At 51.5% G+C, this 23,289-nt stretch carries 21 protein-coding genes; 4 read left to right on the plus strand and 17 right to left on the minus strand.

The genetic code is table 11. The features are described from left to right. Positions 1–3: 3 nt before the first annotated feature. From ftsA to WCN91_RS14040, 16 genes are all read right to left on the minus strand, one after another. Positions 4–1,233, minus strand: a complete 1,230-nt coding sequence (ftsA, locus tag WCN91_RS13965; protein WP_342679991.1) for a cell division protein FtsA — start codon at positions 1,231–1,233, stop codon at positions 4–6. Next, the gene (locus WCN91_RS13970; RefSeq protein WP_342679992.1) at positions 1,230–2,009 is read right to left on the minus strand and encodes a cell division protein FtsQ/DivIB; all 780 of its coding nucleotides are present in this window, start codon (positions 2,007–2,009) and stop codon (positions 1,230–1,232) included. The genes ftsA and WCN91_RS13970 overlap by 4 nt, the downstream gene beginning before the upstream one ends. Then, positions 2,010–2,921, minus strand: a complete 912-nt coding sequence (locus WCN91_RS13975; RefSeq protein WP_342679993.1) for a D-alanine--D-alanine ligase — start codon at positions 2,919–2,921, stop codon at positions 2,010–2,012. After that, positions 2,918–4,390 carry a UDP-N-acetylmuramate--L-alanine ligase gene (gene murC / locus WCN91_RS13980; protein WP_342679994.1) on the minus strand — a complete coding sequence of 491 codons (1,473 nt, stop codon included), beginning with the start codon at positions 4,388–4,390 and terminating at the stop codon, positions 2,918–2,920. Before murC ends, WCN91_RS13975 begins: the two co-directional genes overlap by 4 nt. Further along, entirely contained in the window at positions 4,390–5,445 is a 1,056-nt protein-coding gene (gene murG, locus WCN91_RS13985; RefSeq protein WP_342679995.1) for an undecaprenyldiphospho-muramoylpentapeptide beta-N-acetylglucosaminyltransferase, read from the minus strand. Before murG ends, murC begins: the two co-directional genes overlap by 1 nt. Then, positions 5,442–6,662 (minus strand): putative lipid II flippase FtsW, encoded by a 1,221-nt coding sequence (ftsW, locus tag WCN91_RS13990; protein ID WP_342679996.1) that lies wholly within the window; start codon positions 6,660–6,662, stop codon positions 5,442–5,444. Before ftsW ends, murG begins: the two co-directional genes overlap by 4 nt. After that, entirely contained in the window at positions 6,659–7,993 is a 1,335-nt protein-coding gene (gene murD, locus WCN91_RS13995; protein ID WP_342679997.1) for a UDP-N-acetylmuramoyl-L-alanine--D-glutamate ligase, read from the minus strand. The genes ftsW and murD overlap by 4 nt, the downstream gene beginning before the upstream one ends. Continuing rightward, on the minus strand, positions 7,994–9,076 hold the full coding sequence (gene mraY, locus WCN91_RS14000; RefSeq protein ID WP_342679998.1) for a phospho-N-acetylmuramoyl-pentapeptide-transferase: 1,083 nt from the start codon (positions 9,074–9,076) through the stop codon (positions 7,994–7,996). After that, a complete protein-coding gene (locus tag WCN91_RS14005; protein ID WP_342679999.1) occupies positions 9,076–10,461 on the minus strand; it encodes a UDP-N-acetylmuramoyl-tripeptide--D-alanyl-D-alanine ligase in 1,386 nt (461 codons plus the stop codon). The genes mraY and WCN91_RS14005 overlap by 1 nt, the downstream gene beginning before the upstream one ends. Next, entirely contained in the window at positions 10,458–11,927 is a 1,470-nt protein-coding gene (gene murE, locus WCN91_RS14010; protein ID WP_342680000.1) for a UDP-N-acetylmuramoyl-L-alanyl-D-glutamate--2,6-diaminopimelate ligase, read from the minus strand. The genes WCN91_RS14005 and murE overlap by 4 nt, the downstream gene beginning before the upstream one ends. Continuing rightward, positions 11,920–13,743 carry a peptidoglycan D,D-transpeptidase FtsI family protein gene (locus WCN91_RS14015; RefSeq protein WP_342680001.1) on the minus strand — a complete coding sequence of 608 codons (1,824 nt, stop codon included), beginning with the start codon at positions 13,741–13,743 and terminating at the stop codon, positions 11,920–11,922. The genes murE and WCN91_RS14015 overlap by 8 nt, the downstream gene beginning before the upstream one ends. After that, positions 13,740–14,066 carry a cell division protein FtsL gene (gene ftsL, locus WCN91_RS14020; RefSeq protein WP_105188517.1) on the minus strand — a complete coding sequence of 109 codons (327 nt, stop codon included), beginning with the start codon at positions 14,064–14,066 and terminating at the stop codon, positions 13,740–13,742. Before ftsL ends, WCN91_RS14015 begins: the two co-directional genes overlap by 4 nt. Then, positions 14,063–15,001 carry a 16S rRNA (cytosine(1402)-N(4))-methyltransferase RsmH gene (gene rsmH, locus WCN91_RS14025; RefSeq protein ID WP_342680002.1) on the minus strand — a complete coding sequence of 313 codons (939 nt, stop codon included), beginning with the start codon at positions 14,999–15,001 and terminating at the stop codon, positions 14,063–14,065. Before rsmH ends, ftsL begins: the two co-directional genes overlap by 4 nt. Positions 15,002–15,024: 23 nt before the next feature. Further along, positions 15,025–15,483 (minus strand): division/cell wall cluster transcriptional repressor MraZ, encoded by a 459-nt coding sequence (gene mraZ, locus WCN91_RS14030; protein ID WP_342680003.1) that lies wholly within the window; start codon positions 15,481–15,483, stop codon positions 15,025–15,027. A 499-nt stretch (positions 15,484–15,982) separates the two neighbouring features. Continuing rightward, positions 15,983–16,963, minus strand: coding sequence for a glutathione S-transferase family protein (locus WCN91_RS14035; RefSeq protein ID WP_342680004.1), 981 nt, complete (start codon positions 16,961–16,963; stop codon positions 15,983–15,985). A 9-nt stretch (positions 16,964–16,972) separates the two neighbouring features. Beyond that, positions 16,973–17,806 carry a pirin family protein gene (locus WCN91_RS14040; protein ID WP_342680005.1) on the minus strand — a complete coding sequence of 278 codons (834 nt, stop codon included), beginning with the start codon at positions 17,804–17,806 and terminating at the stop codon, positions 16,973–16,975. Between the two features lie 270 nt (positions 17,807–18,076). On the opposite strand from WCN91_RS14040, the gene WCN91_RS14045 reads away from it, so the two are divergent. Together WCN91_RS14045 and WCN91_RS14050 are read left to right on the plus strand one after the other, a co-directional pair. Continuing rightward, the gene (locus tag WCN91_RS14045; RefSeq protein WP_342680006.1) at positions 18,077–18,709 is read left to right on the plus strand and encodes a response regulator; all 633 of its coding nucleotides are present in this window, start codon (positions 18,077–18,079) and stop codon (positions 18,707–18,709) included. After that, positions 18,696–20,285, plus strand: coding sequence for an MASE1 domain-containing protein (locus WCN91_RS14050; protein WP_342680022.1), 1,590 nt, complete (start codon positions 18,696–18,698; stop codon positions 20,283–20,285). The genes WCN91_RS14045 and WCN91_RS14050 overlap by 14 nt, the downstream gene beginning before the upstream one ends. Here WCN91_RS14050 and WCN91_RS14055 read toward each other — a convergent pair. Further along, complete coding sequence (locus WCN91_RS14055) at positions 20,282–20,836, minus strand: hypothetical protein (protein ID WP_342680007.1); 555 nt, start codon at positions 20,834–20,836, stop codon at positions 20,282–20,284. The two genes, WCN91_RS14050 and WCN91_RS14055, sit on opposite strands and share 4 nt — an antisense overlap. A 336-nt stretch (positions 20,837–21,172) precedes the next feature. On the opposite strand from WCN91_RS14055, the gene WCN91_RS14060 reads away from it, so the two are divergent. After that, on the plus strand, positions 21,173–21,676 hold the full coding sequence (locus tag WCN91_RS14060; protein ID WP_342680008.1) for a DUF2860 family protein: 504 nt from the start codon (positions 21,173–21,175) through the stop codon (positions 21,674–21,676). 186 nt (positions 21,677–21,862) lie between these two features. Further along, positions 21,863–23,266: an MBL fold metallo-hydrolase RNA specificity domain-containing protein gene (locus tag WCN91_RS14065; RefSeq protein ID WP_342680009.1), complete on the plus strand. Its 1,404-nt coding sequence runs from the start codon at positions 21,863–21,865 to the stop codon at positions 23,264–23,266. The last annotated feature ends 23 nt before the right edge of the window (positions 23,267–23,289 follow it).

A 23,289-nucleotide genomic window follows, 5' to 3' on the forward strand; every position in this document is an offset into this window, starting at 1 on the left:
GTACTAAAACTCACCTTGGAACCATTTAGTAATACGGCTCCACCAGTTACCCTCGTCTGCTTTCGCTTTTGTTGCGTTGATCGACTGCATGGTCCGACCATATTGTAACAAACCTACGGCGGTTGCAAATGAGGGATCGCTTACATAATCAGTTAATCCCGTTATCCCTAATGGACTACCGATACGTACCGGCATTTGGAAGATGTCTTCTGCCACTTCCAAAGCACCGGTCATCTTTGCACTGCCACCGGTAATAACCAATCCGGCGGCAATTTGATCTTCAAAACCGGAGCGACGAATTTCTTCGAGCGCCAGTTCAAATAATTCTCTAAAGCGCGGCTCAACCACCTCAGACAAGGTGTGGCGCGACATAATACGAGCTGGGCGTCCGCCCACGCTAGGTACTTCAATTTGCTCTTCATTGCTGGCCATTTGGCTGCTGGCACAAGCGTACTGCACCTTGATGGCTTCGGCATGAGAAATCGGAGTACGGAAAATCTTGGCAATATCGCCAGTTACCTGGTTACCGGCCACAGGGATCACCGCAGAATGACGTAAAGCGCCATTGATATAGATGGTGATATCCATGGTGCCACCACCTATATCCAGTACCGCTACACCCAGCTCTTTTTCGTCTTCGGTCAATACCGAGTAACAAGACGCCAAAGCATTGAAGATAAGCTGGTCAACCTGCAGGCCACAGCGCTCGACACATTTTTCAATGTTCTTCGCCATGTCGTTGGAGCAAGTGATGATATGGGCCTTGGCTTCCATACGCACACCGCTCATGCCCAGAGGGTTCTTGATGCCCTCTTGCATGTCGATGCTGTATTCTTGCGGTAAGGCATGAAGCATTTTGCGCTCTGCGGAAATAGGCACGGAACGAGCAATGTGGATAACGTTGTCTATGTCTTCATCGGTCACTTCGGTGTTGTTAATTGCTACCACACCGGTTTCGTTCTGACATTGAATATGCTTACCGGAAATACCCAGGTACACTGAGCTAATGCGGCAGTCGGCCATCAGCTCTGCTTCGTCTATGGCGCGACGGATCGACTCAGAAACCAGGTTCAAGTCATTTACGCCACCTTTATCCATACCATGAGATACCTGGCGGCCTACGCCGACAATGCTAAGCTTGTTGTCATCGGTGATCTCACCGACCGTAGCCACCACTTTCGAGGTGCCCACATCCAAACCGATAACAAGGTTACGTTCTACTGACTTGGTCATACCTTACTCTTTTGTTCTTCTTCCGTTACTGCCAGCGGCTTAAATTGCACCGCAAGCCCGGTATCATATCGCAAATCAACAACATCTACCTGCACATCTTGACGTTTTTTCAAGTGTGGGTAGACATCAATAAATCTTTGTACGCGTTTTGCTTTGTCATCACGCCCTAAATTAAGGCGAATGCCGTTCTCTAACCATAATTGCCAGGCAAAACGCTCCGACAGCGCCAGGCTGGATAATTTCAAACCGTTAACCGCAAACAGCTCCTCAAAGCGATTAAAGGCCTGCCAGGCTTCCAGCTCGCTGCCTTCGGGACCGAACAAGCTAGGCAATTGCTCCTTTATGCCCTGCTGTGGCGCGGTGAATACCTGACCCTTGCTATTAAGCAGTTGGTCGTCATTCCAAAGCGCCACCGCCTGATGCTCTACCACATACACCTGCAGGGTATCCGGCCATTGCTTGCGCACCGAGGCGCTGGCAACCCAAGGTAAATCTGTAACCAGCTCCTGCACCTGCTTTACATCGAGCTCAAAAAAGCTGTTCAAATCCGCCTGTTTAATGGCGTCGATAATGGCGCGCTCGGCGGTGTATTTGGGCTCACCCAAGACCTGCAGCTGCTTGAGCTGGGCGTCATTATCACGAACCAGCCAGTCGGAGAAGTTGAAGGCCAACTTCAACACCATAAACACCACCAGCAGAAAAAAGCCCAAGCCAAACAGCAAGGACCTATTGGTTCCCTGTTTTAGTCCGCTTAGCTTTTCCCTTAATGTCGCCATTTACAGAGTTTGCTCCAAAATCTTCACTACCAGGGCGGTGAAATCTACGCCCGTGGCCTTGGCCGCCATAGGCACCAGGGATTTCTCCGTCATTCCCGGTACGGTATTCACTTCAAGCAGGTAGAACTCGCCGTCATCGCCTTGCATGGCATCAACGCGTCCCCAACCCTTAGCGCCCACAAGCGCAAAGGCCTGCTCCGCCATCTCTTGCAATTGCGCCGTTTGTGCTGCGCTGAGATCCGCTGGGCAATAATACTCAGTGGTGCTTGATTGGTACTTGGCCTGATAGTCATAGAAACCGCTTGGCGTGCGCATTTCAATGACAGGCAAGGCCTTATCACTCAAGATAGACACGGTAAATTCGCGGCCGCTTAGCCACTGCTCTACTAAAACCTCGTCGTCAAACTTAAAGGCGGCTTCCAGGGCTTGTGCCAGCTCTTCGGCATTGTTGGCCTCGGCCATACCGATACTTGAACCTTCGTGCGAAGGTTTTACCATCACATGGCCCAGCTGCGCCATAATCTCAGCACAATCAAAGCCTTGGCTTTGCGACACAACTTTATAAGGAGCGGTGCGCAGGCCAGCCACCTGAAACAAGTGCTTACAGCGGATTTTATCCATCGCCAGGGCCGAGCCCAGTACGCTTGAACCTGTGTAGGGCAAGCCCATAAATTCCAGTGCCCCTTGCAGGGTGCCATCTTCACCACCGCGACCATGCAGGGCGATAAAAACACGGTCAAAACCCTCTTGCGCAAGCTCATGCAGAGGGCGCTCAGCCGGGTCAAACAAGTGTGCATCGACACCGGCCTGAACCAGAGCCGCGTGCACGGCTGCGCCTGATTTAAGCGATACTTCGCGCTCGGCAGATGACCCACCTAGTAAAACTGCTACCTTGCCAAATGCCTGACTCATGATGATACCTGCTGTAACTTTTCAATCTGTAATTCGGTTGCGGCCAGCTTTTTCACCAACTGACCTATGTTGCCCGCACCTTGGGTGATCACCAGATCATCATCGGCCAAGGTGGTGGCTAATACGCTTGCCAACTCGTTGTTATCCGCCACATGCAGGGGCTCTTTACCGCGCTGGCGCAGGCTGCGACACAGGCTTTTCGAGTCGGCACCGACAATCGGCTCTTCACCGGCGGCATAAACATCAAGCAAAATAAGCTGGTCAACCTCGCCCAGTACCTTAACGAAGTCTTCGTACAGGTCGCGGGTGCGGCTATAACGGTGCGGCTGATAAATCATCACCAGGCGCTTTTGTGGCCAGCCATCGCGGGCGGCCTTAATGGTGGCGGCAACTTCGCTGGGATGGTGACCATAATCATCCACCAGCATCACCTTACCGCGCTCATTGGTAAACTCGCCGTAGTGCTGGAAGCGACGCCCTATGCCTTCGAACTTCTCCAGCGCTTGTAAAATCGCGGTGTCACCTATGCCTTCATCCTTAGCAACGGCAATGGCCGCGGTGGCATTCAGGGCATTATGTCTACCCGGCATATTCAGGGTCACCTCAAGGCGCTCACCCTGCTTCGAAGTCACGGTAAAGGAGCAGGTGCTGGCATCCTGGCTGAAATCAGCCATGCGATAGTCCGCATCTTCATGCTCACCATAGGTGATCACCTGACGAGAAAAGCGCGGGATCAGCTCACGAGCCACAGGCGAGTCGATACAGACCACGGCCAAACCATAAAACGGCAGGTTGTGAATAAACTCTACATAGGTGTCCTTCATCTTTTCCAGGCTGCCCTCATAGGTATCCATATGATCTTCTTCGATATTAGTGATCACAGAAACCATGGGCTGCAGGTGCAAGAAGGAGGCATCACTTTCATCTGCTTCGGCAATTAAGAAACGACTCGAACCCACGCGGGCATTACTGCCGGCGCTATTAAGCAAACCGCCGATAATAAAGGTGGGATCCAGTTTTGCCTCGGCAAAAATACTGGCAACCAAACTGGTTGTCGTGGTTTTACCATGGGTGCCTGCAATGGCGATACCATGGCGAAAACGCATCAGCTCGGCCAACATCTCCGCGCGGCGCACAATAGGAATACGGGCGTTGCGAGCGGCGATAATTTCCGGGTTCTGTTCATTGATGGCGGTAGAAACCACCACCACGGAGGCGTCTTTGACATTATTCTGATCATGGCCGATAAACACCTCGGCACCGGCTTTAATCAAACGCTCCGTCATCGCACTTTGGGCGATATCAGAACCTGTGATGCGATAACCTTCGTAGGCCAGAACTTCGGCAATACCCCCCATACCGGCACCACCTATGCCGATAAAATGAATGGTTTCAACGCGGCGCATCGCCGGTCGTTGCCCTTGTTGTTGCGTGCCCTGCTGTTGGGCTGTGCCTGTTGATACTGTCATTAACTATACTGCTCACATTGTTTTGCAACCGCTGCGGTCGCATCGAGTTTGGCCAGCGCCTTAGCGCGCTTACCCATCTCGGTAATTAATTGGGGCTGCTGAAAATACGGCGCTAGCGCCTCAACCACGGCGGCTTGATAAAAATCCCCTTGCTGCATACACAAGGCTGCATCGCCACCGACCAAATACTGGGCATTGGCGGTTTGATGGTCGTCCACTGCATGTGGAAATGGCACAAACAGGGCCATACGGCCAGCCGCTGCTACTTCGCTCACGGTCAGCGCGCCGGCGCGACAAATAACCAGATCAGCCCAGTCATAGGCAGCATCCATATCGTCGATAAAGTCGCTCACCTTGGCTTCAAGCTGCTGCGCCTGATATTGCTCCTGCACCTTGCTGGAGCGGCCCTTGCCGGTTTGGTGCCACACGGCTAATTCATGCTTTGTCGCCAGCTCGGCAAACACAGTTGGCAAGATGTCGTTTAATACCTGAGCTCCCAACGAGCCACCCACCACCAAAATATTGATAGGCGATCTGACCTCAACCGGGGCTATATTCATCAGCGACTGACGTACCGGGTTGCCCACCACCTGAAAATCACTTTGTGGCAGAGCACCGGGAAAAGCGCCCAAACAGCTGTTGGCTAGCTTGGCCAAAAGCTTGTTACTCATGCCAGCCACGGCATTTTGCTCATGGATCACTAAAGGGATCCCTAAACTTTTCGCCGCCAGGCCCACAGGCCCGGTAACATAGCCACCCATGGCCAACACCGCCGCCGGACGACGTTGCTTTAAAATCTTACGTGCCGCAAAAAACGCCTTGGCTATCATCAAGGGCGCTTGGAACAGGCGTTTTAAACCATTGCCACGCACGCCCTGAGCACGAATAAAATCGATTTCTATGCCATGCTTGGGCACCACATCCGCTTCCATTCTGTCATCCGTGCCAATCCAAGAGACCTGCCAATCCTGCTCGCGCAGGTATTGGGCCACGGCGATGCCGGGAAAAATATGTCCGCCTGTGCCACCGGCAACTACTACCAAGGATTTGTTCATACTGCCTCCTGTACTGCTGCGGGGCTAGGTGTAGCGCGACGCTGACTGCGGCCGTGACCTCTGGAGGTCGCCTGCTTGGTCGCCATCTTGGTTTCAAAGTCGATACGGAATAACACCCCTGCGGCAATGGCCATTACCAACAAGCTGGAACCACCGTAAGAGATAAAGGGTAAGGTCAGTCCCTTGGTAGGTAAGATCCCGGCGCTGGCGCCGACATTAACCATGGACTGGAACGCAAACCAAATACCGATTCCCAGAGCTAAATAACCCTCATATTCTTTATTGGCCTTAAGCGCACGCTGACCAATAAGCAAGGCTCTAAATACCAGGGTGCCCAGTAGCACCAAGACGGTAAAGACGCCGACAAAACCCAGCTCTTCGGCCACCACGGCAAAAATAAAGTCGTTATGGGCGTGTGGCATATATTGCAGCTTCTGTACGCTGTTACCCAGGCCCTGACCAAACCAGCCACCCTGACCGTAGGCCATCAGCGACTGTACCAATTGATAACCTTTACCAAAGGGGTCGTCCCAAGGCTCTAAAAAGCCCACAACCCGGGCCCAACGATAGGGTTCAAATACGATTAAGGCGATCACCAGACCTATACCAGAAAGCATCAGGACAAAGAACTGCCACAACTTGGCACCGGCCAAAAACAGCAGGCCAACCGTGGTCACAAACATGACTACTACGGTACCAAGATCCGGCTGCAATAAAATCAAACCTGCGTACAGAACAAAGACGCTAATGGGCTTCACAAAGCCTTTAATATTCTCCTGCACCTCGTCGCGCTTACGTACCAGGTAACCGGCGAGGTAACTAAAGAAGAACAGCTTGGCCACTTCCGAGGCCTGAATATTGATGGGACCTAGGGGGATCCAGCGCTTCGAACCATTGATTTCACTACCCAAGACCAATACCGCAACCAAGAGGCCTAGGCCTAAAAACAAGAGATATGGGTTGGCGACCTTCCACCACTGCATTTTCAAACTGGTTGCCAGAGTAAACAAGAGCAGTGCCATCCCCATAAACACCGCCTGGCGCACCATAATATGGTAAGGGTTGTCGAACAGGCGCTCGCCTTCAGGCATGGAGGCACTGGTTACCATAACGAACCCCACGCCCACTAAACACAGCAGGGTATAAAGCAAGGGCACATCGTATAGCTGACCCGAGGGCTTCAGATGCAGCAGATCTTTAATGCGATCCCAGCTCATGCCTCCCCCTCATGCACTTGTTGTGCAAAGTCGTTACCGCGCACCATGTAATTGACATACATGTCCAGGCTGGCACAGGCTGGCGCTAGTAAAACTATGTCGCCATCACGGGCGCAGGCCTTGGCGCAGCGTACCGCTTCGGCCATATCACCGACCAGATGACTACCGGGCTTGAGTGCGGCAATGGCACCGCCATCTTTACCCAGGCAAATCAGCTCAGCAACCTGATTGAGTAACGGCTCTTGCAAGGGCGTTAAATCGGCACCTTTGGCATCGCCACCGGCAATTAAAATCAAGCGTCCCGGTTCATCGGCAAAGCCGTTAATCGCGGCTATGGTGGCGCCGACATTGGTGGCCTTGGAATCGTTGAAATAGCGCACCCCGTTTAGGGTATCTACATACTGACAGCGGTGATCTAAACCTGGGAATTCCTGCAGCGCCCGCTCATACACACCGGCGTCAAAGGCAAAGGCATGACACATGGCCATCACAGCCAATACATTCAAACGGTTGTGACTGCCTGGCAGCAAGCTACTGGCGCAGGGCAAAATAGGCTGCTGACGAAAAGCAAAGTAGGCTTGGCCCTGGTGCATCATAATATGGTAATCGCCCTGCTCTAAAGCAAAGCTGATACGTTCGGCGCTATTGCTTTGCAGCGGCGCCGTGTCGGCGTCTTCACTATTGAAAACGGCCAGCTCACAGCCCTGATAGATACGCTGTTTGGCATCAATATAGCCACCCATATCCTGGTATCTGTCCATATGATCTTCACACAGATTCAAAATACAGGCGCTTTTGGCCGCCAGACTGGAGGTGGTCTCCAGCTGGAAGCTGGATAATTCTAAAACATAGGCATCGGCGTCCAGGGCCAGTAAATCCAACACTGCGGTGCCGATATTACCACCCAAGCCAATCTGCAGGCCGCCGCGCTCAAGCACCTTGGCGAGCAAGGAAACCACGGTTGACTTGCCGTTTGAGCCGGTCACCGCCAGCACAGGCTTGGTATTGATGCGGGCAAACAACTCAACATCGCCTATCACTTCCACGCCGGCGGCAATGGCTTGCTGCACTTCTGGGGTGGACAATGCCAGTCCGGGGCCGATTAAAATTAAATCAAACGAGGTTAGGTCGGCATCATTCAAGGGGCCAAAACGTTGCTCCAGATGTGGCACATAAGAGTCTAACCACAACTGAGTAGGCACCTGCTGACGCGAGTCGATAAGCACTGGCGCCAATTTATGGGCATGCAAAAAACGCACAGTGCCCAGACCGGAAACTCCCAGCCCAAGCACAGCGATACGTTTATTTTTAAGCGTCTTTAAATAGCCCATTTATCTGATCTTCAATGTTGCCAATCCAGCAAGTACCAGCACGATGGAAATAATCCAAAAGCGCACGATCACACGCGGCTCCGGCCAGCCCTTTAATTCATAATGGTGGTGAATAGGCGCCATGCGGAAAATCCGCTCGCCCCGTAACTTGTATGAACCCACCTGCAGGATCACAGACAGAGCCTCCATCACGAAGACACCGCCCATAATCACTAAAACCAGTTCCTGACGTACCAGCACGGCAATAATGCCAAGCGCACCGCCCAGAGCCAATGAGCCCACATCGCCCATAAAGACCTGCGCCGGATAAGTGTTAAACCACAAGAAACCCAGGCCGGCACCAACGATGGCGGTACAGACCACAACCAGCTCACTGGTCAGTGGCAGATGCGGCAGATGCAGATAGCTTGAGAAGTTCGCGTTACCGGTCACATAAGCCATGATGGCCAGCGCTGAGGCCACTAAAATGGTTGGCACTATGGCCAGGCCATCAAGACCATCGGTAAGGTTTACGGCATTGGACGTACCCACCACCACAAAATAGGTCATGATGATGTAGAAAAGCCCCAGTTGCGGCATTACATCCTTAAAAAAGGGCACGATTAATGCGGTTTCCGCCGCCTGTTGCGAGCTGGCATACAAAGCAAAGGCAACGATCAAGGCAATCACCGACTGCCAAAAGTATTTCCATTTGGCAATCAAACCCTTAGGGTCTTTGCGTATAACTTTACGATAATCATCGATAAAGCCGACAACGCCCAAAGAGCCAATCACAAACAAGGTGGCCCACACATATTTATTGCTTAAGTCGGCCCATAACAGGGTACTGATAAAAATTGCGCCCAGAATAAGCAAACCACCCATGGTAGGGGTACCCGACTTGCTTAAATGAGACTGAGGACCGTCATCACGTACGGTTTGACCTATCTGCATGCGCTGCAAGGCGGCGATCAGTTTTGGACCAAAATACAAAGACAGCATCAACGCCGTCAAAATTCCTAAGATGGCTCGAAGCGTCAAATAAGAAAATACATTAAACCCGCTGTAAAACTGGGTTAGGTATTCAGCCAGCCACACTAACATTACTTCTCTCCCTCGCTGGCTAACTGCTTGCCATGCGCCACTAAATCTTCCACTAAAAGCTCCATGCGAGAACTGCGCGAACCCTTCACGACTACCGTTATTTTTTGATGTGTCTGATGTAAGTCCTTCAGCATTTGCTCAAGAAGTTGGTCGCGCCCAGAAAAGTGGCGTCCGGCTTGTTCATAGACATCGCTGGCGTAACGGCTTAATACGCCCAGAGAATAGACGGCTTCAATGCCTTTTTGCTTGGCATATTCACCTACTTGTTGGTGGTATTGTCGCGCACCTTCGCCGAGTTCATTCATATCGCCAAGGGCCAATACCCGGAAACCTGGCACCTGAGCCAATAAATCAATGGCTGCTTGTACCGATCTCACGTTGGCATTGTAAGTATCATCAATGACTGTAAGCTGACTTGTTACCTCGATAATGTTCACTCGCCCTTTGACCTGCGCCATATTGGCAAGACCGCTGGCCACATCCGCCAGGCTGCAGCCCAGGCTGCTGGTTAATGCCGCGGCGATAAGCACATTAGTGACATTATGCTGACCCGGCATGGCCAGAGTTACAGCAACGCGCTCATCCTTATTGCAAAGCATAAAAGAAGCACGAGCCAAGGCATCCAGGGTCACTTCTTCGGCCCACACATCCAGATGTTCTTTGGTGGAAAACTGTTTTACCTGACGAGTACCCAGGCCATCGAGCCATTGCTGTTTAAACTCGCTGTCGGCATTAATCACCGCCACGCCATCCTCGGCCAAACCAGAGAAGATTTCGCCCTTGGCGGTGGCCACCCCCTGCAGGGAGCCAAAGCCTTCCAGGTGCGCTTCGGCCACATTACAGACCACGGCCACATCCGGTTTGGTCAACGCCGTGGTATAGCCGATTTCGCCAAGGTGATTAGCACCGAGTTCAATCACAGCATATTGATGCTGCGGCTCAAGACGTAATAAAGTCAGCGGCACGCCGATGTCATTATTGAAGTTACCCTTGGTAGCCAGCACCGGACCTTTTTGCGCCAAAATAGCAGCGCACATTTCTTTGACTGTGGTTTTGCCCACGCTGCCGGTGATGGCGATAGTTTTCGGGGCAACCTCGGCTTTTACCGCGGCGCCTATCTGCCCAAGGGCAATGCGAGTATCGGCCACCACCAATTGAGGCAAGTGGGTTTCTACCGGGTGCGCTACTATCACAGCCACCGCGCCTTGGCGCTCGGCTACATCGATAAAGTTGTGTCCATCAAAATTAGGGCCTTGCAGCGCTAAAAACACCTCGCCGTCACACAGGGTACGGGTATCTGTATTGATATTACTCAGGCTGCTATTACTGCCCTGATAGCTAATACCTAAGGTTTTGGCTAGCCAATCTAAGTCCATACTGATCATGATCTTGCTCCCTGTGCCAATAACTGCTGCACCAGGGTGCGATCACAAAACGGCAATACTTGATCGCCGATAATCTGGTAATCCTCATGACCCTTACCGGCGATAAGCACTATATCGCCTGGCTGCGCCTGGGTAATGGCCAAGGCAATGGCCTTGACGCGGTCAATTTCATACTGCACATCGAGGTTAGCGCTAAAGCCGGCGCGGATATCATCGAGTATGGCTTGTGGGTCTTCACTGCGCGGATTGTCACTGGTGACCACAATACGGTCGGCGTACTTTTGCGCCGCCTTAGCCATTAGTGGGCGCTTGCCCTTGTCGCGGTCGCCACCACAGCCGAATACGCAGATGACCTTACCATGGGCATGTTGATGCAGCGCCTGCAGGGCCAGCTCGATGGCATCTGGAGTGTGAGCATAATCAACCACACAGGTCGGGCCGTTAGCAGCGCTATAGGCCTGCATGCGACCGGCAATAGGTTGCAGATGCTTGCAGGCAGTCAATAACTGCCCCAAGGGATAACCCAGCCCCAGCAAGGTCGCCAGCGCGGCACCCAGGTTATAGAGGTTAAACTCGCCAAACAGAGGTAAGGTAACTTCGCCCTCGCCCCAGCTGCTGTCGATATGCGCCTTTAAGCCGTGCGGCAGAAATTCCACCTTACTGAAATACAAATAACGGCCATGGGTTGGTGGCAGCGTTTTACGACCATACACCACCAACTCGGGGAATTCATATTTTTCCAACCAGGTTTGCGCCACCGCATCATCCTGGTTAAGCACCACCAGCTCGGCATCGCAATCACGCATCAGGATCAGCTTGGCATCGCCGTAGCTTTGCATATCGCCATGATAGTCCAGATGGTCGCGAGATAGGTTAGTAAACACCGCGGCCTTAAAACGGCTGTTAGCAACACGCCCCTGGATCAAGCCATGAGAGGATACTTCCATCGCTACCAGCTGCTTTTGTTGCTCTTTTAGCTGAGCAAAAATCTGTTGTAACTCAACGCTTGACGGCGTGGTATTAGCCAGCTCGTTAAGATTATCCAGCTCACCCCAGCCCAAGGTACCGATAATGGCACTGGGGCGTTGGCAATGCTGCGCCAGAGTAGCGATCATCGCCGTGGTCGAGGACTTACCATTGGTGCCGGTCACCCCGACCAAATCAAAGGCGTGACTGGGCTGGCCATAAAAACTCGCCGCCAGCTCGCTCAAACGCAGACTGAGGCGCTCAATGACGATAATGCGCTCATCGTCGCAATTAAGTTCACAGCGACTGTCGGCAATCACAGCACTAGCGCCTTGGGCGATGGCTTGCTCGGCAAACTGACCGCCGTCGAGTTGGTGACCTTTAATGGCCACAAACACATCGCCACGTTGAACGCGGCGACTATCTAGTTGTAATTCGTTAACCAAGCCTATCTCGGTATCTATTCCCCAAGGGGCGAGTACTTCGCGAAGATTACGCATCTCCACCTCCCTTTACTGCTAGGTTGGCTACCGGTTCTAAGTCTGGCGCCACGTTAAGGATACGCAGCGCATTGGAAATGATTTCGGCAAAGGCCGGACCCGCGGTGGCACCGCCATAATACACATCGCCACCGGGTTCATTGACCATAACTACCACGGCCAAGCGCGGATCGCTGACCGGGCCGACGCCGGCAAAATAGCCGACATATTCGTCGCCATAACCACCGGCGACCGCTTTCTTAGACGTACCTGTTTTCGCCGCGACGCGATAACCATCGACCTTCACCTTGGATGCGGTGCCGCCTTTTTCAAATACGCTTTCCATCATTTCGACAACGGCTTTGGCGTCTTGTTCTTGAAAAACGCGCTCTCCGGGTAAGGGTTCTTCTTGTTTTAATATAGTCAATGGGCGTGAAATGCCGCCGGCACCCAAGGTCGCGTAAAAGCGCGCCAATTGGGCCGTGCTCACCGAAATGGCATAACCGAACGACAAGGTGGCAATTTCAAAATCAGACCAGCGACGGTTAGGATAAAACAAACCACTGCTTTCGCCTATCATGCCGGTGCCGGTGTCGCTGCCAAAGCCAACGCGCTCGAACAGGCCGACAAAATAGTCTTTAGGCAGATCTTGTGAAATTTTCGCCACCCCCATGTTACTTGAGACTTTGAGGATCTCACGCAGCGACATCTCGCCACGGTTACGGGTGTCTTGTACCAGACTGCCACCGACGCGCATCCAGCCCGGGTAGGTGTCTATGGTGTCCTTGGCGTCGATATTGCCATAGTCCAAACCGGCCAGGATAGTCAGTGGCTTAATGGTTGAACCCGGCTCGAATAAATCGGTAATGGCGCGGTTACGACGTTTGTGCGGCGCCGCATCTTCTAAATTATTGGGGTTAAACGAAGGGCTGTTTACCATGGCGAGGATCTCGCCTGTTTTCACATCCACCACCATGGCAGAGCCTGATGTGGCCTTGTAGGTCAAGACCGCAGACTTAAGCGCTTTGTAGGCAATAACCTGAATACGCTGGTCGATAGACAGCTGAATATCTTCCGGTTCCACGCGCTGACGCTCGTCCAGAACAGCCACTTCGCGGCCACGGGCATCCTTACGTATGGTGCGACGCCCTTCGGTGCCGGTCAACGCTTCGTCATAGAGCTTTTCAATGCCCTCGATACCATGGCCGTCGATATTGGTAAAACCGAGCACATGGGCGGTCACCTCACCGGCCGGGTAATAACGTTTAGACTCGTCAAGCAGGTGCACGCCGGGCAGGTTCAACTCATCGATATAATTAGCCACAGCGGGTGTTACCTGACGTTTTAGGTAGATAAAACGACGGTCTTTATCGCCGGTTAAACGGGTATCGACATTGGTGCGCTCCAGGCGCAGCACATCGGCCAGCTCACGCCAGCGCATATCCTGTTTGTAAAAGGCAGATTTAAGTTCGGCCAGATGAGCCGGACGGTCGAGAATATCCTGGGGATCTTCACCCTGCTTTTTAGCGTGCTTAACCACCTTACTTTGCAGGTACTTGTCGATGGCCTTAGGGTCGGCATAAACGCTGACCACGGGCACGCTCACCGCCAATTCTTTGCCCTGACGGTCGAAGATCATACCGCGCTGCACATGGAGCTTTTCTACCCGCACGGTGCGCTTGGCGTTTTCGCTGCGCGCCTTATCCGGTTCAATGACCTGCAAATAGGCGGCGCGGGCTACCAGGGTTACAAAAACCAGCAGCACAGCAGCGCATACCAGCACAAAGCGCCAGGTAATCAGGTTGTTTGCATTGCTTTTGCGTTTCGCTGCTCTCATGGCACTATCACCACTTCTTCATCTTCGCTGGTTGGTCTTTTCATATTCAGCTGCTCGGTGGCTATTTGCTCAATGCGCGCATGCTGAGAATAAAATTCTTCTTCTACCAATAAATAACGCCAATTTAGGTCAAGCTCATCACGTTCTTGCAGCAGCTTGTCTTGAGCAATCAGCTGCGCCCGCGATAAGTGCGTTACCTGGACTATGGCTAACGCACTGAACAGAATAGAAAAAAGCAGCCCCAACGTTAGCTTGTTGTCAATCAATCCCCGTATTATCTCGACGAAGAGGTTTGGTTGGCGTTTTACTGGTTGTTGGCTCATCCCAATCTCTCGGCTACACGAAGGACGGAGCTGCGCGCACGGCTATTGCGAGCGATCTCTTCATCGCTCGGCTTAATGGCTTTGCCTACTGCCTTTAACGTCAGTTCTTTATTTAATTGTGCTTCGGTTAATGGCAGACCTCTAGGCACAGCCTCTCCCTTGCTCTGCTTCTTGATAAATTGTTTGACGATTCGGTCTTCCAACGAATGGAAGGAAATCACCACCAGGCGCCCACCGGGCTTAAGCACAGACAGAGACGCCTGCAGCGCGGTTTGAATCTCTTCCAGTTCGCTGTTGATATAAATACGAATGGCCTGGAAGGTACGTGTCGCCGGGTGCTTGTGTTTGTCTTTCACCGGCACCGCTTCATCGATTAACTGCGCCAATTGCGCCGTAGAGTTAATCTCTGTGTGCGCTCGGGTTTCGATGATCTTGGTGGCGATGCGACGGGCGAACTTCTCTTCGCCGTACTTTTTAAACACAAACACCATGTCTTCTAATTCGGCTTCGGCCAACCATTGAGCGGCACTGCGCCCTTGGCTTGGGTTCATACGCATATCCAGCGGGCCGTCTTTCATAAAGCTGAAGCCGCGTCCGGCATCATCTAGCTGCGGCGAAGATACGCCAATATCCAGCAAGATGCCGTCCACCTGACCTGTGATCCCAGCCGCCTCGGCTACCTCGTCCAGACGCGAAAAACGGCTATGGGCAATGCTAAAGCGCGGGTCATCGGCAAAACGCTCCGCGGCGGCAATGGCCGTCGGGTCCTGATCTATGGCCTGTAAGCGGCCCTTTTCTCCCAAACGCGCTAGAATCTCGCCGGAGTGGCCGCCACGGCCAAAAGTACCATCGATGTAAATGCCGTCAGGCTTAATTGCTAAGGCATCGATGGTTTCCGTCATCAATACGGAGATATGTTGAAATTCTTCGCTCATGCGTATGCTCGCGCCCTATAGAGTTAGAATGAAAAATCGCCTAGATCTTCATCCTGATCAAAATCTTGTTCTAATTCGATGGCAATGTCTTTGGCCATTTTCTCTTGCCACAAGGCCTCATCCCAAATTTCAAATTTGTTCGATTGCCCTACCAAGACTATTTTCTTGCCAAGCTTTGCATAATCGCGCAAATGCGGCGCCAGTAACACACGGCCATTCTTATCCAGCTGATAATCCATGGCGTTACCCAGCACCAAGCGCTGCATACGTTTGGCTCGTTCTTTCATGCTTGATAGAGCGGCGAGGCGTTGTTCAACGATTTGCCATTCACTGAGGGAGTAAAGCAACAAACAGGGGTCGCCAATATTGATGGTGCATATAATTTCGCCGCCATTATCCGCAAGCAGGTGATTACGATACTTGGTTGGTATCGCAAACCGGCCCTTGTCATCAAGGCTGAGTGTGCTTGTGCCGCGAAACATAAGTAAAAAATGCCGTCCGTTTGTTACTTGTTATTGTTTGTGGGTTAGAGATCCATATTGATCCACTTTTACCCACAATTTCCCACTGAACTACAGTCTAGGGCTTGACAAGGCTTTTTGTCAAGCAATGAAAGTGTTGAAAATGACGTCTAACCCTAGATAAAATGCGGCTTTAAGGGAAGTGCCTGAATTAGGTGGAAAAAAGTGGAGCGGATGATTAGAGAGGCATCTTTCGTTCACTTTTCATTCAAGTTTGACACCAAACAGCTCAGGCTACCCGCCCTCTAGAGCGGATAAAAGCTAGGTATTTTGTATTAACAATTGAGCGTTTAAAAGACAAAAAATGGCTGTGATTAGTCGCCATTTCTTCCCTTGCCGTTCCTTTATAAGGGACAGGGTTAGATGTGAATAATGTTACTCTCACTGGAGAAAGTGAGTAAAAAGCAGGCAAGAAAATGTCGCGCCGGACTGTTCCGACACGACATAGGTTATCACCCGCCTAAGCGAAAAAGCGGCGGTTATGAGGGCGGGTAAAGTCTAGTCTGGGTCCCTTAGGCACCACGCGTGTGGGGTTAATTTGGCCATGGCTAAAATAATAATGACGCTTTATATGGTTGAAGTCTGTGGTGTCGGCCACACCCGGGTACTGATACAGCTCACGCACATATTGAGATAAGTTCGGATAACTCTCTATGGTGCGCAAATTGCACTTAAAGTGGCCGAAGTACACGGCATCAAAGCGGATCAAGGTGGTAAATAAACGCCAGTCCGCCTCGGTAAGCCTATTGCCCACCAGATAGCGCTGTTTACTCAAGCGCAGCTCCAAAGCATCTAGGGCCTGAAATAAAGCATCAAAGGCTTGTTCATAGGCGCGCTGCGTGGTCGCAAACCCAGCACGATACACGCCATTATTGATATTTTCGTAAACAAAGGCGTTTATCTCGTCTATTTCACTGCGCAACTCTTGCGGATAAAAATCCTGTTCGTCCCCGGTCAGGGCATTAAACGCCGAATTAAACATACGTATGATTTCTGCCGATTCATTGCTGACGATGCGGTTGGTTTGTTTGTCCCACAGCACCGGCACGGTCACCCGGCCACTGTAGTCGGCTTTATTGCGAGTGTAGATCTGGTGCATAAACTCACTGGCAAACAATGCATCGCCGCTACTACCCTCTCCTCGATTGAAGGTCCAACCGTTTAAGAGCATATCCGGGCTGACCACAGACACATCTATGTAGTCTTCCAACCCCTTAAGCTGGCGAAATATCAGGGTACGATGAGCCCAGGGACAGGCCAAAGACACGTATAAATGATAGCGCCCCTTTTGTGCCTTAAATCCCGCCTTGCCACTTGGGCCCGCTTCACCATCGGCCGTCACCCAGTTACGTAACTGGGCCGCTTCCCGGTTAAATTCCCCCTGACTCGATTCGGTGTCATACCATTGATCGCGCCATTGACCTTGTACTAATAACCCCATATTGCTCTCCTATTCAATTGTGCCAAAACGCCCGGCCTGATAGTCACGCACCGCTTGCATCAACTCATCTTGCGTGGTCATCACAAAGGGCCCCATATGGGCGATCGGCTGCTGCAAAGGCTCACCGGCCAAGATCAAGGCGCCACCGCCGTGCTCCGAGCTAAGAGCAAGGTCACTGCCCGGCTCAAGGATCAAGAGATCACCCGATTTATATTGGCCCTGCGCCAAGCTGCCCGTATGGATATAGACCATCACCTTAGACTGATCTAGTGGCGCTAAATCCAGCCGCCCGCCCGGTTGCAACTCCACATCGGCCAACGCTGCATCTGCCGCCAGATTATTAAGCGGCGACTCGGCAATTTGCTCTGCCACTTGCCAGCTACCACCAAGTGCACGTAAGCGGGCACCAGTGCCATTTTCAATGACCGGCAAGGGTGTAGAGGTAGAGTCCTGGTAGCGAGGCGGACGCATTTTCTCGGCACTGGGCATATTGATCCAGATTTGAAAACCATGCAGGCCATCGCTTTCGGCGAGGGGCATTTCACTATGCACCACCCCACGACCCGTACTCATCCACTGCACATCGCCACTGCGAATGGCCTTTTTATTACCCAGGTGATCCCTGTGCTCAAAGCCACCTTTTATCAGATAGGTAAAGGTTTCGATACCACGGTGGGGATGCGGTGGAAAGCCGCCCATATAGTCTTTTCTGTCGTCGGACTTAAGCTCATCTAACATAAGAAATGGGTCAAGATAACGCCCATCGAACCCGGCCACGCGGCGAATATTAACGCCGTCACCATCCTGTGTCGGCAAGGCCTGTAATACTTGTAAAACTTTCATTGAGTCTCTCCAAAGTGCTGTTACAGCCAGTTTAGTGTGCGTTTTTACTAAATGTAATGCGGGAAATAAGCATTGTGGATGCTAATTTTTAGCAAGCTCAGGCCAGCTTTGGCTCCAAGGCTTGTTCAATCTTTATCCGCTCCCCGCCTGTTTAATATCCATTGCACACTCCCGGGCCAAAGCTAAGCCCAGACCTAAGCCCAGGTTAAGAATTTTTCCTAGATCTCAGAAGCTGATTTCGATATATAATCACCGCAAATGGAGGGATACATGCAGATCGGTATCATTGAAGATCACCTGCTGGTCAGGGATAGTTTTAAAAAGCTTTTGGAGTTGCAAGATGACTGGCAGGTCACTATAGAGGCATGCTCGGTCGCCGAAGCCAAGCTGGCGGTGGCATTGGAGCAGCCCGAGCTCTTTATTGTCGATATTTCCTTAAGCGATGACGAAACCGGGCTGACATTTCTATCCTATTTGCAGGAGAAGTATCCCCATATCAAGTTGCTCGTCGCTTCCATGCACGACGGCGAACCCTATGTTAGTCAGGCCCTGCGCCTTGGCGCCCTTGGCTATGTGTCCAAACGCTCGGCGGCGGAAGAGCTGATCGATGCGGTGCAAAGCGTTGCCGCCGGCAAACGCTATATCAGTAAAGACGTGCAATTTACCACCGCCCAGCCATCCCAAGCTGCGGTTGAACAACTCACCAAGCGCGAGCTTCAAGCTCTACCTCTGTTTGCCAAAGGCCTCAATGCCAAGCAGGTGGCACAAGAACTGGGAATGATGCCGAAAACCGCCCATGTCCATAAGGCCAACATCTATGCCAAGCTCGAGGTGTCGACCTCATTTGAGCTGCTAAAAATTGCCATAGAGATAGGTGCGGTGCAGCTTGATGAACTTGCTTAGCGAACGTGCGGCAATCCCTCGACTTATCACCGAGTCGGCGCAGCAGCTACTCTGTTCCTGTGCCTACTTTATTCTGCTCAGCGCCACCTTTTGGCTTAGCGGTTATTTAGAAACCGCCCCCCAAAGTAGCGCCATCTTCCTTCCCGCCGGGGTTAAACTTGCCTTTGCCTTAGTGCTACCTTATCGTTTCTGGCCTAATTTATGGCTGACCTCCAGGCTGTTCGCCGCCTCTTTAGGCTTGCACTATGACCAGCAGTGGCAGTTTGAGTTATGGCATGGCTTTTGGCTTGAAGCCTTTTTCTTCACCACCTTATGGGTATTTAGACGCAGCCCTTGGCAGGTTAACCTCAATAGCAGTCAGGGTGTTTTGGCCTTTTTACTGCTCGCCACCCTGATTTGCTTTAGTAAATGGCTGCTCTTTGGCAGCGCCTTTGAATTTACAACCTGGCTTGAGGGCAAACAACTCCTTCAGTATCAGATCAATATGAGCCTTGGCGATCTCACCGGGGTGATCTTACTAACGCCGCTGTTAATCACCCTGATCACCGGCAGCCGGGATCGGTTTTCCCTCGCCAAGCACGAGCTTGCCCACCTGTTTCTTGCCCTCGCTTGCCTGTTCGCCTTGGCCTTGAGCATTTACCTGCTGCGCCCGGATACCTACGCCTTGCTGCGCCTGGCCTCCTTATTGCCAATTATCTGGTTCTGTTATCAATTCGGTACCCTGGGTGCTGTCAGCAGTGCCACCTTGATCAACGGCCTCTTAATTGTCGAAGCCAGTGTCACCCAGCACAGCGACAACACCTATATCAGCCAACTTTTTATGCTGGCCAACGGCATCACCAGCTTGGTACTTGGCGCCGCAATCAGTGAATTAAAACGCAACAATCAGGCCTTGCAGCAAAACAACCTGGAACTTAAAGGCTTGCTACAAAAAAATATCCAGCTCGCCGGAAAAATGGTGCGCGTCCAGGAAAGTGAACGCAAGCACCTGTCGCAAGAACTACATGATGAATTGGGACAAAACCTCACCGCTTTAAAAACCGATCTGGCGATCTTATCTCGCCTTGGTAACGACGCCACCCGGGCCATAGTGGGTGATTTAAAGACCAATGCCAACAGCATGTATGACTCTGTGTATCAGCTAATGCACTACTTGCGTCCACGGGAATTGGACGAACTCGGCCTGGCCGCGGCTTTAGATCAGGGCCAGTGTGCGACCCTGCTGCAAAAAGCGGGGATCAGCTATAGCTGCAACCTAGCGCTACCACCCCAACTACCCGATGACTATCAGGTGGCCATTTACCGCATCAGCCAAGAGGCGATAACCAACTGTATAAAACACAGTAATGCCAGCACGTTAGCCTTAAGTATCAAACAAGTCGATGAACAAGTTCTATTGCATATTCAGGACGATGGCACGGCTGTGCGTCCAAGTGAGGATTCAGGGCGCTATGGTTTGGCCTTTATCGAGGAGCGTGCCCTGGCGCTGGGAGGGCAATGTCAATTCAACACGGAAGCGGGCTTCGCCATCTCAGTCACCTTGCCCTATAAGGTCACATGCAGCGCCGGCGCCTAGCGCAGATAAACCTGCTTGGCATAAAACCTCTGCCGCTTAGACGCCGCGGCGGGCAAGGCGAAATCTGAGTCGGGATGTAACTGCACTTCGGCTTGATTCCCTACCAGCTGCAATAAGACACCGGTGGCAATATCTCGGTCGCCCAGCTTTGCTTTAATCACCACATCCTTGCCAATGGCGCCTTGTAACCTAGGTTTAGGAAACACGCATTTGGTAATGGGCTGTAACCCTTCATGAGTAGTAAACAGGCTGACACAATATTGTTTTGCCGCCAACACCCGCTCTTCTTTGGCCTTGATCACATCGACATTATTAAGAAAGTGGATCAACGCCTGATTACGCCTGTCAAATGCACAGCTAACATCGGCCATATTACGAATCATCGCCCATTTGCGAGTGACTAGGTATTTACCCTCCTTGAGTCGTGTCAGGCTAACGCTGGCTCCGGTCATCCTGCTATACCATTCAATACGATAGCTGGATGATCCTAAGCTATGCAGCAACACCTGGGTGGCACCGAACTCCTTGGTACTGGCTTGGATCAGACTCATTATGCTTCCTTAATAACATGACTCACTTCCATACTAGCGCCAAACGCCCCCCAGCAAATCGCAGCTTTTCCTAACCCGATATAGGAAAAATTCCTAGAGGCTAGTGCCGCTAAGCTCAACAACAGTAAAACCCGTTACCCGCCGTTGTTGAAACTGACAATTTGTAACCTGAGTTTGCCATGCCGGTGTCGGCCGTTGATAGCACCAGACGCGAGGGATCATAATCCGCCTCGCCTTAAGTGAACGTTCGTTTGGTTATGAGATTAAAAGACGATAATAAAAAGCAAGCCATCTATCGCGCTGCCATGAGTGTGCTTACCGAGCAAGGACTCGTCGGTGCATCCATGTCGAAAATTGGCCGGTTTTAGCCGCAAGGTGGACGATGAAGATTCAGGCCTCAACAGCTACTCGGCGTTTCAGGAGCAGCTAGAGCGTGAAGGCGACGGTTACTACCTTGAAGCCGGCTATGTATTTGATTTGGGCCCACAATCGAAATTGAAGCTAGGCGCCAACTATAACGACTTTGATGCCGATGGCGATGCCATGTCTTTGGATGGTTATGGTGTAGAGCTTACCTACACCGCGGTATTCAATAATCACTCTTTAGCTCTGTCGGCACGCTACCGCAGCACGGAAAACGATGAAATAAACCCGATCTTCAATCAGCTACAAGAAGACGACAGGTACTCAGCGATCCTGGCTTACAGCTACGACAAAATTGAGGGCTGGGACAACTGGTCAATTGTCGCCTCAGGTGGTACGCGTCGTACCGACTCCAATATTGAGTTTTACGATGAAACCGAAAACTTTGCCGCCATGGGTCTGCGCTACCGTTTTTAAAGCTAAGAGCGATGCACAAGGACGTGACTTTAAGCGAGCGACATGCTCGCTTTTTCCGTATTTTCAGCGGCAATACGTTTTCTTTTTCCGCAAAACCTAAGACCCAGCTCACACTTAGTCATTTTCCTCACTAAACTCATACTAGGTTCAATGGCGACAAGCTGGTACTTTTGTAGGTTTATTATCATGGCAAAGATTACATTTCATGGCGCAGCGCAAGAAGTAACGGGCTCATGTCATCTGCTCTCTACACCGGCACTCGGTGAGGTGTTACTCGACTGTGGCATGCAGCAAGGGATGAGAACGAAACACAAGGTATCAAGAAAACAGTTTAACTTTAATCCGCACACCATAGATGCCGTTATTTTATCCCATGCTCATTTAGATCATTCCGGCCGCCTGCCCTCTTTAGTCCATGACGGTTTTCAGGGCCCTATTTATTGCACCGAAGCCACCTCACAATTACTTCCTGTAATGCTCTTCGACTCCCTGAGTCTGTATGAAAATGACCTGATGCGGGAAAACCGTAAATTAAAGCGCAAGGGCAAACCAGAAATTGAACCCATGTACTCCAAAACCGATGTGTTACAGGTATTGGATTTACTTAAACCCATAGCTTATAAGGAAAAGAAGCAATTAGCTGAGCAAGCCTCACTGTGCTTTTACGATGCCGGACATATTCTCGGCTCGGCTATTGTGGAATTAAAATTCGATGATGAGGGTATACAAAAAACCTTGGTTTTCTCTGGGGATTTAGGCAACAAGGACACCCTGCTGATGAATGATCCCACCTTGCTTGAGCATGCCGATATAGTTCTTATGGAAGGCACCTATGGCGATCGCGAGCATAAGTCACTCGGCGATACCCTAACCCAGTTTAAAGAGGTATTACACCAAGCGTTTGAAAATGGTGGGAATGTGATGATCCCTGCCTTTGCCGTTGGCCGTACCCAGGAGCTATTGCTGTACTTGGGTAAGCTGCAGATGGCCGGTGAGCTGGATAACTGGCAAATCTTTTTAGATAGCCCCATGGCCATAGAGGTCACACAGATTTACGACCAGTGGCTGCCTACCTTGGATTGCGAAGGCGTTAAACCCTTGTGTACGGGGGAGCAAACCCTGTTGAAAAACTTTCTCTCCACCTTGCATTTGATGGTGACCGCCGATGACTCCATGTCCATTAATAAGATCAGCAAGGGCGCGCTTATTATTGCCGGCAGCGGCATGTGTACCGGCGGGCGCATTACTCACCACTTTAAACACCGCATTTGGGATAGCCGTAATACCTTAATTTTTGTCGGTTTTCAGGCCTATGGCACACTCGGACGCATACTGGTTGAAGGCGCGCAGCATATCAAACTCTTTGGTGATGATTTTATTGTGAAGGCCCAAATAGAAACCCTGGGCGGTTTTTCGGCCCATGCCGGACAAAGGGAGCTGATTAACTGGGTTGCCAATTTTAAAAGCTTTCCCAAGGTGGTGCTGGTCCATGGCGAACCAGATGCCCTCGCGGCTTTGTCGGAGAAACTGCAGCAAGAGCACAATATTAAAGCCGAGATACCCATTTTAGGGCAAAGCATCGAGTTTTAGCGGGATTGTAATTTGTCGAACTA

This window comes from Pseudoalteromonas qingdaonensis, from assembly GCF_038739665.1.
In the GTDB taxonomy this organism is placed as follows: domain Bacteria; phylum Pseudomonadota; class Gammaproteobacteria; order Enterobacterales; family Alteromonadaceae; genus Pseudoalteromonas; species Pseudoalteromonas qingdaonensis.

Bases quoted from the DNA above. Each gene is read 5' to 3' on its own strand.
- ftsA (WP_342679991.1), bottom strand. From the start codon at position 1,233: ATGACCAAGTCAGTAGAACGTAACCTTGTTATCGGTTTGGATGTGGGC.
- WCN91_RS13970 (WP_342679992.1), bottom strand. From the start codon at position 2,009: ATGGCGACATTAAGGGAAAAGCTAAGCGGACTAAAACAGGGAACCAAT.
- WCN91_RS13975 (WP_342679993.1), bottom strand. From the start codon at position 2,921: ATGAGTCAGGCATTTGGCAAGGTAGCAGTTTTACTAGGTGGGTCATCT.
- murC (WP_342679994.1), bottom strand. From the start codon at position 4,390: ATGACAGTATCAACAGGCACAGCCCAACAGCAGGGCACGCAACAACAA.
- murG (WP_342679995.1), bottom strand. From the start codon at position 5,445: ATGAACAAATCCTTGGTAGTAGTTGCCGGTGGCACAGGCGGACATATT.
- ftsW (WP_342679996.1), bottom strand. From the start codon at position 6,662: ATGAGCTGGGATCGCATTAAAGATCTGCTGCATCTGAAGCCCTCGGGT.
- murD (WP_342679997.1), bottom strand. From the start codon at position 7,993: ATGGGCTATTTAAAGACGCTTAAAAATAAACGTATCGCTGTGCTTGGG.
- mraY (WP_342679998.1), bottom strand. From the start codon at position 9,076: ATGTTAGTGTGGCTGGCTGAATACCTAACCCAGTTTTACAGCGGGTTT.
- WCN91_RS14005 (WP_342679999.1), bottom strand. From the start codon at position 10,461: ATGATCAGTATGGACTTAGATTGGCTAGCCAAAACCTTAGGTATTAGC.
- murE (WP_342680000.1), bottom strand. From the start codon at position 11,927: ATGCGTAATCTTCGCGAAGTACTCGCCCCTTGGGGAATAGATACCGAG.
- WCN91_RS14015 (WP_342680001.1), bottom strand. From the start codon at position 13,743: ATGAGAGCAGCGAAACGCAAAAGCAATGCAAACAACCTGATTACCTGG.
- ftsL (WP_105188517.1), bottom strand. From the start codon at position 14,066: ATGAGCCAACAACCAGTAAAACGCCAACCAAACCTCTTCGTCGAGATA.
- rsmH (WP_342680002.1), bottom strand. From the start codon at position 15,001: ATGAGCGAAGAATTTCAACATATCTCCGTATTGATGACGGAAACCATC.
- mraZ (WP_342680003.1), bottom strand. From the start codon at position 15,483: ATGTTTCGCGGCACAAGCACACTCAGCCTTGATGACAAGGGCCGGTTT.
- WCN91_RS14035 (WP_342680004.1), bottom strand. From the start codon at position 16,963: ATGGGGTTATTAGTACAAGGTCAATGGCGCGATCAATGGTATGACACC.
- WCN91_RS14040 (WP_342680005.1), bottom strand. From the start codon at position 17,806: ATGAAAGTTTTACAAGTATTACAGGCCTTGCCGACACAGGATGGTGAC.
- WCN91_RS14045 (WP_342680006.1), top strand. From the start codon at position 18,077: ATGCAGATCGGTATCATTGAAGATCACCTGCTGGTCAGGGATAGTTTT.
- WCN91_RS14050 (WP_342680022.1), top strand. From the start codon at position 18,696: ATGAACTTGCTTAGCGAACGTGCGGCAATCCCTCGACTTATCACCGAG.
- WCN91_RS14055 (WP_342680007.1), bottom strand. From the start codon at position 20,836: ATGAGTCTGATCCAAGCCAGTACCAAGGAGTTCGGTGCCACCCAGGTG.
- WCN91_RS14065 (WP_342680009.1), top strand. From the start codon at position 21,863: ATGGCAAAGATTACATTTCATGGCGCAGCGCAAGAAGTAACGGGCTCA.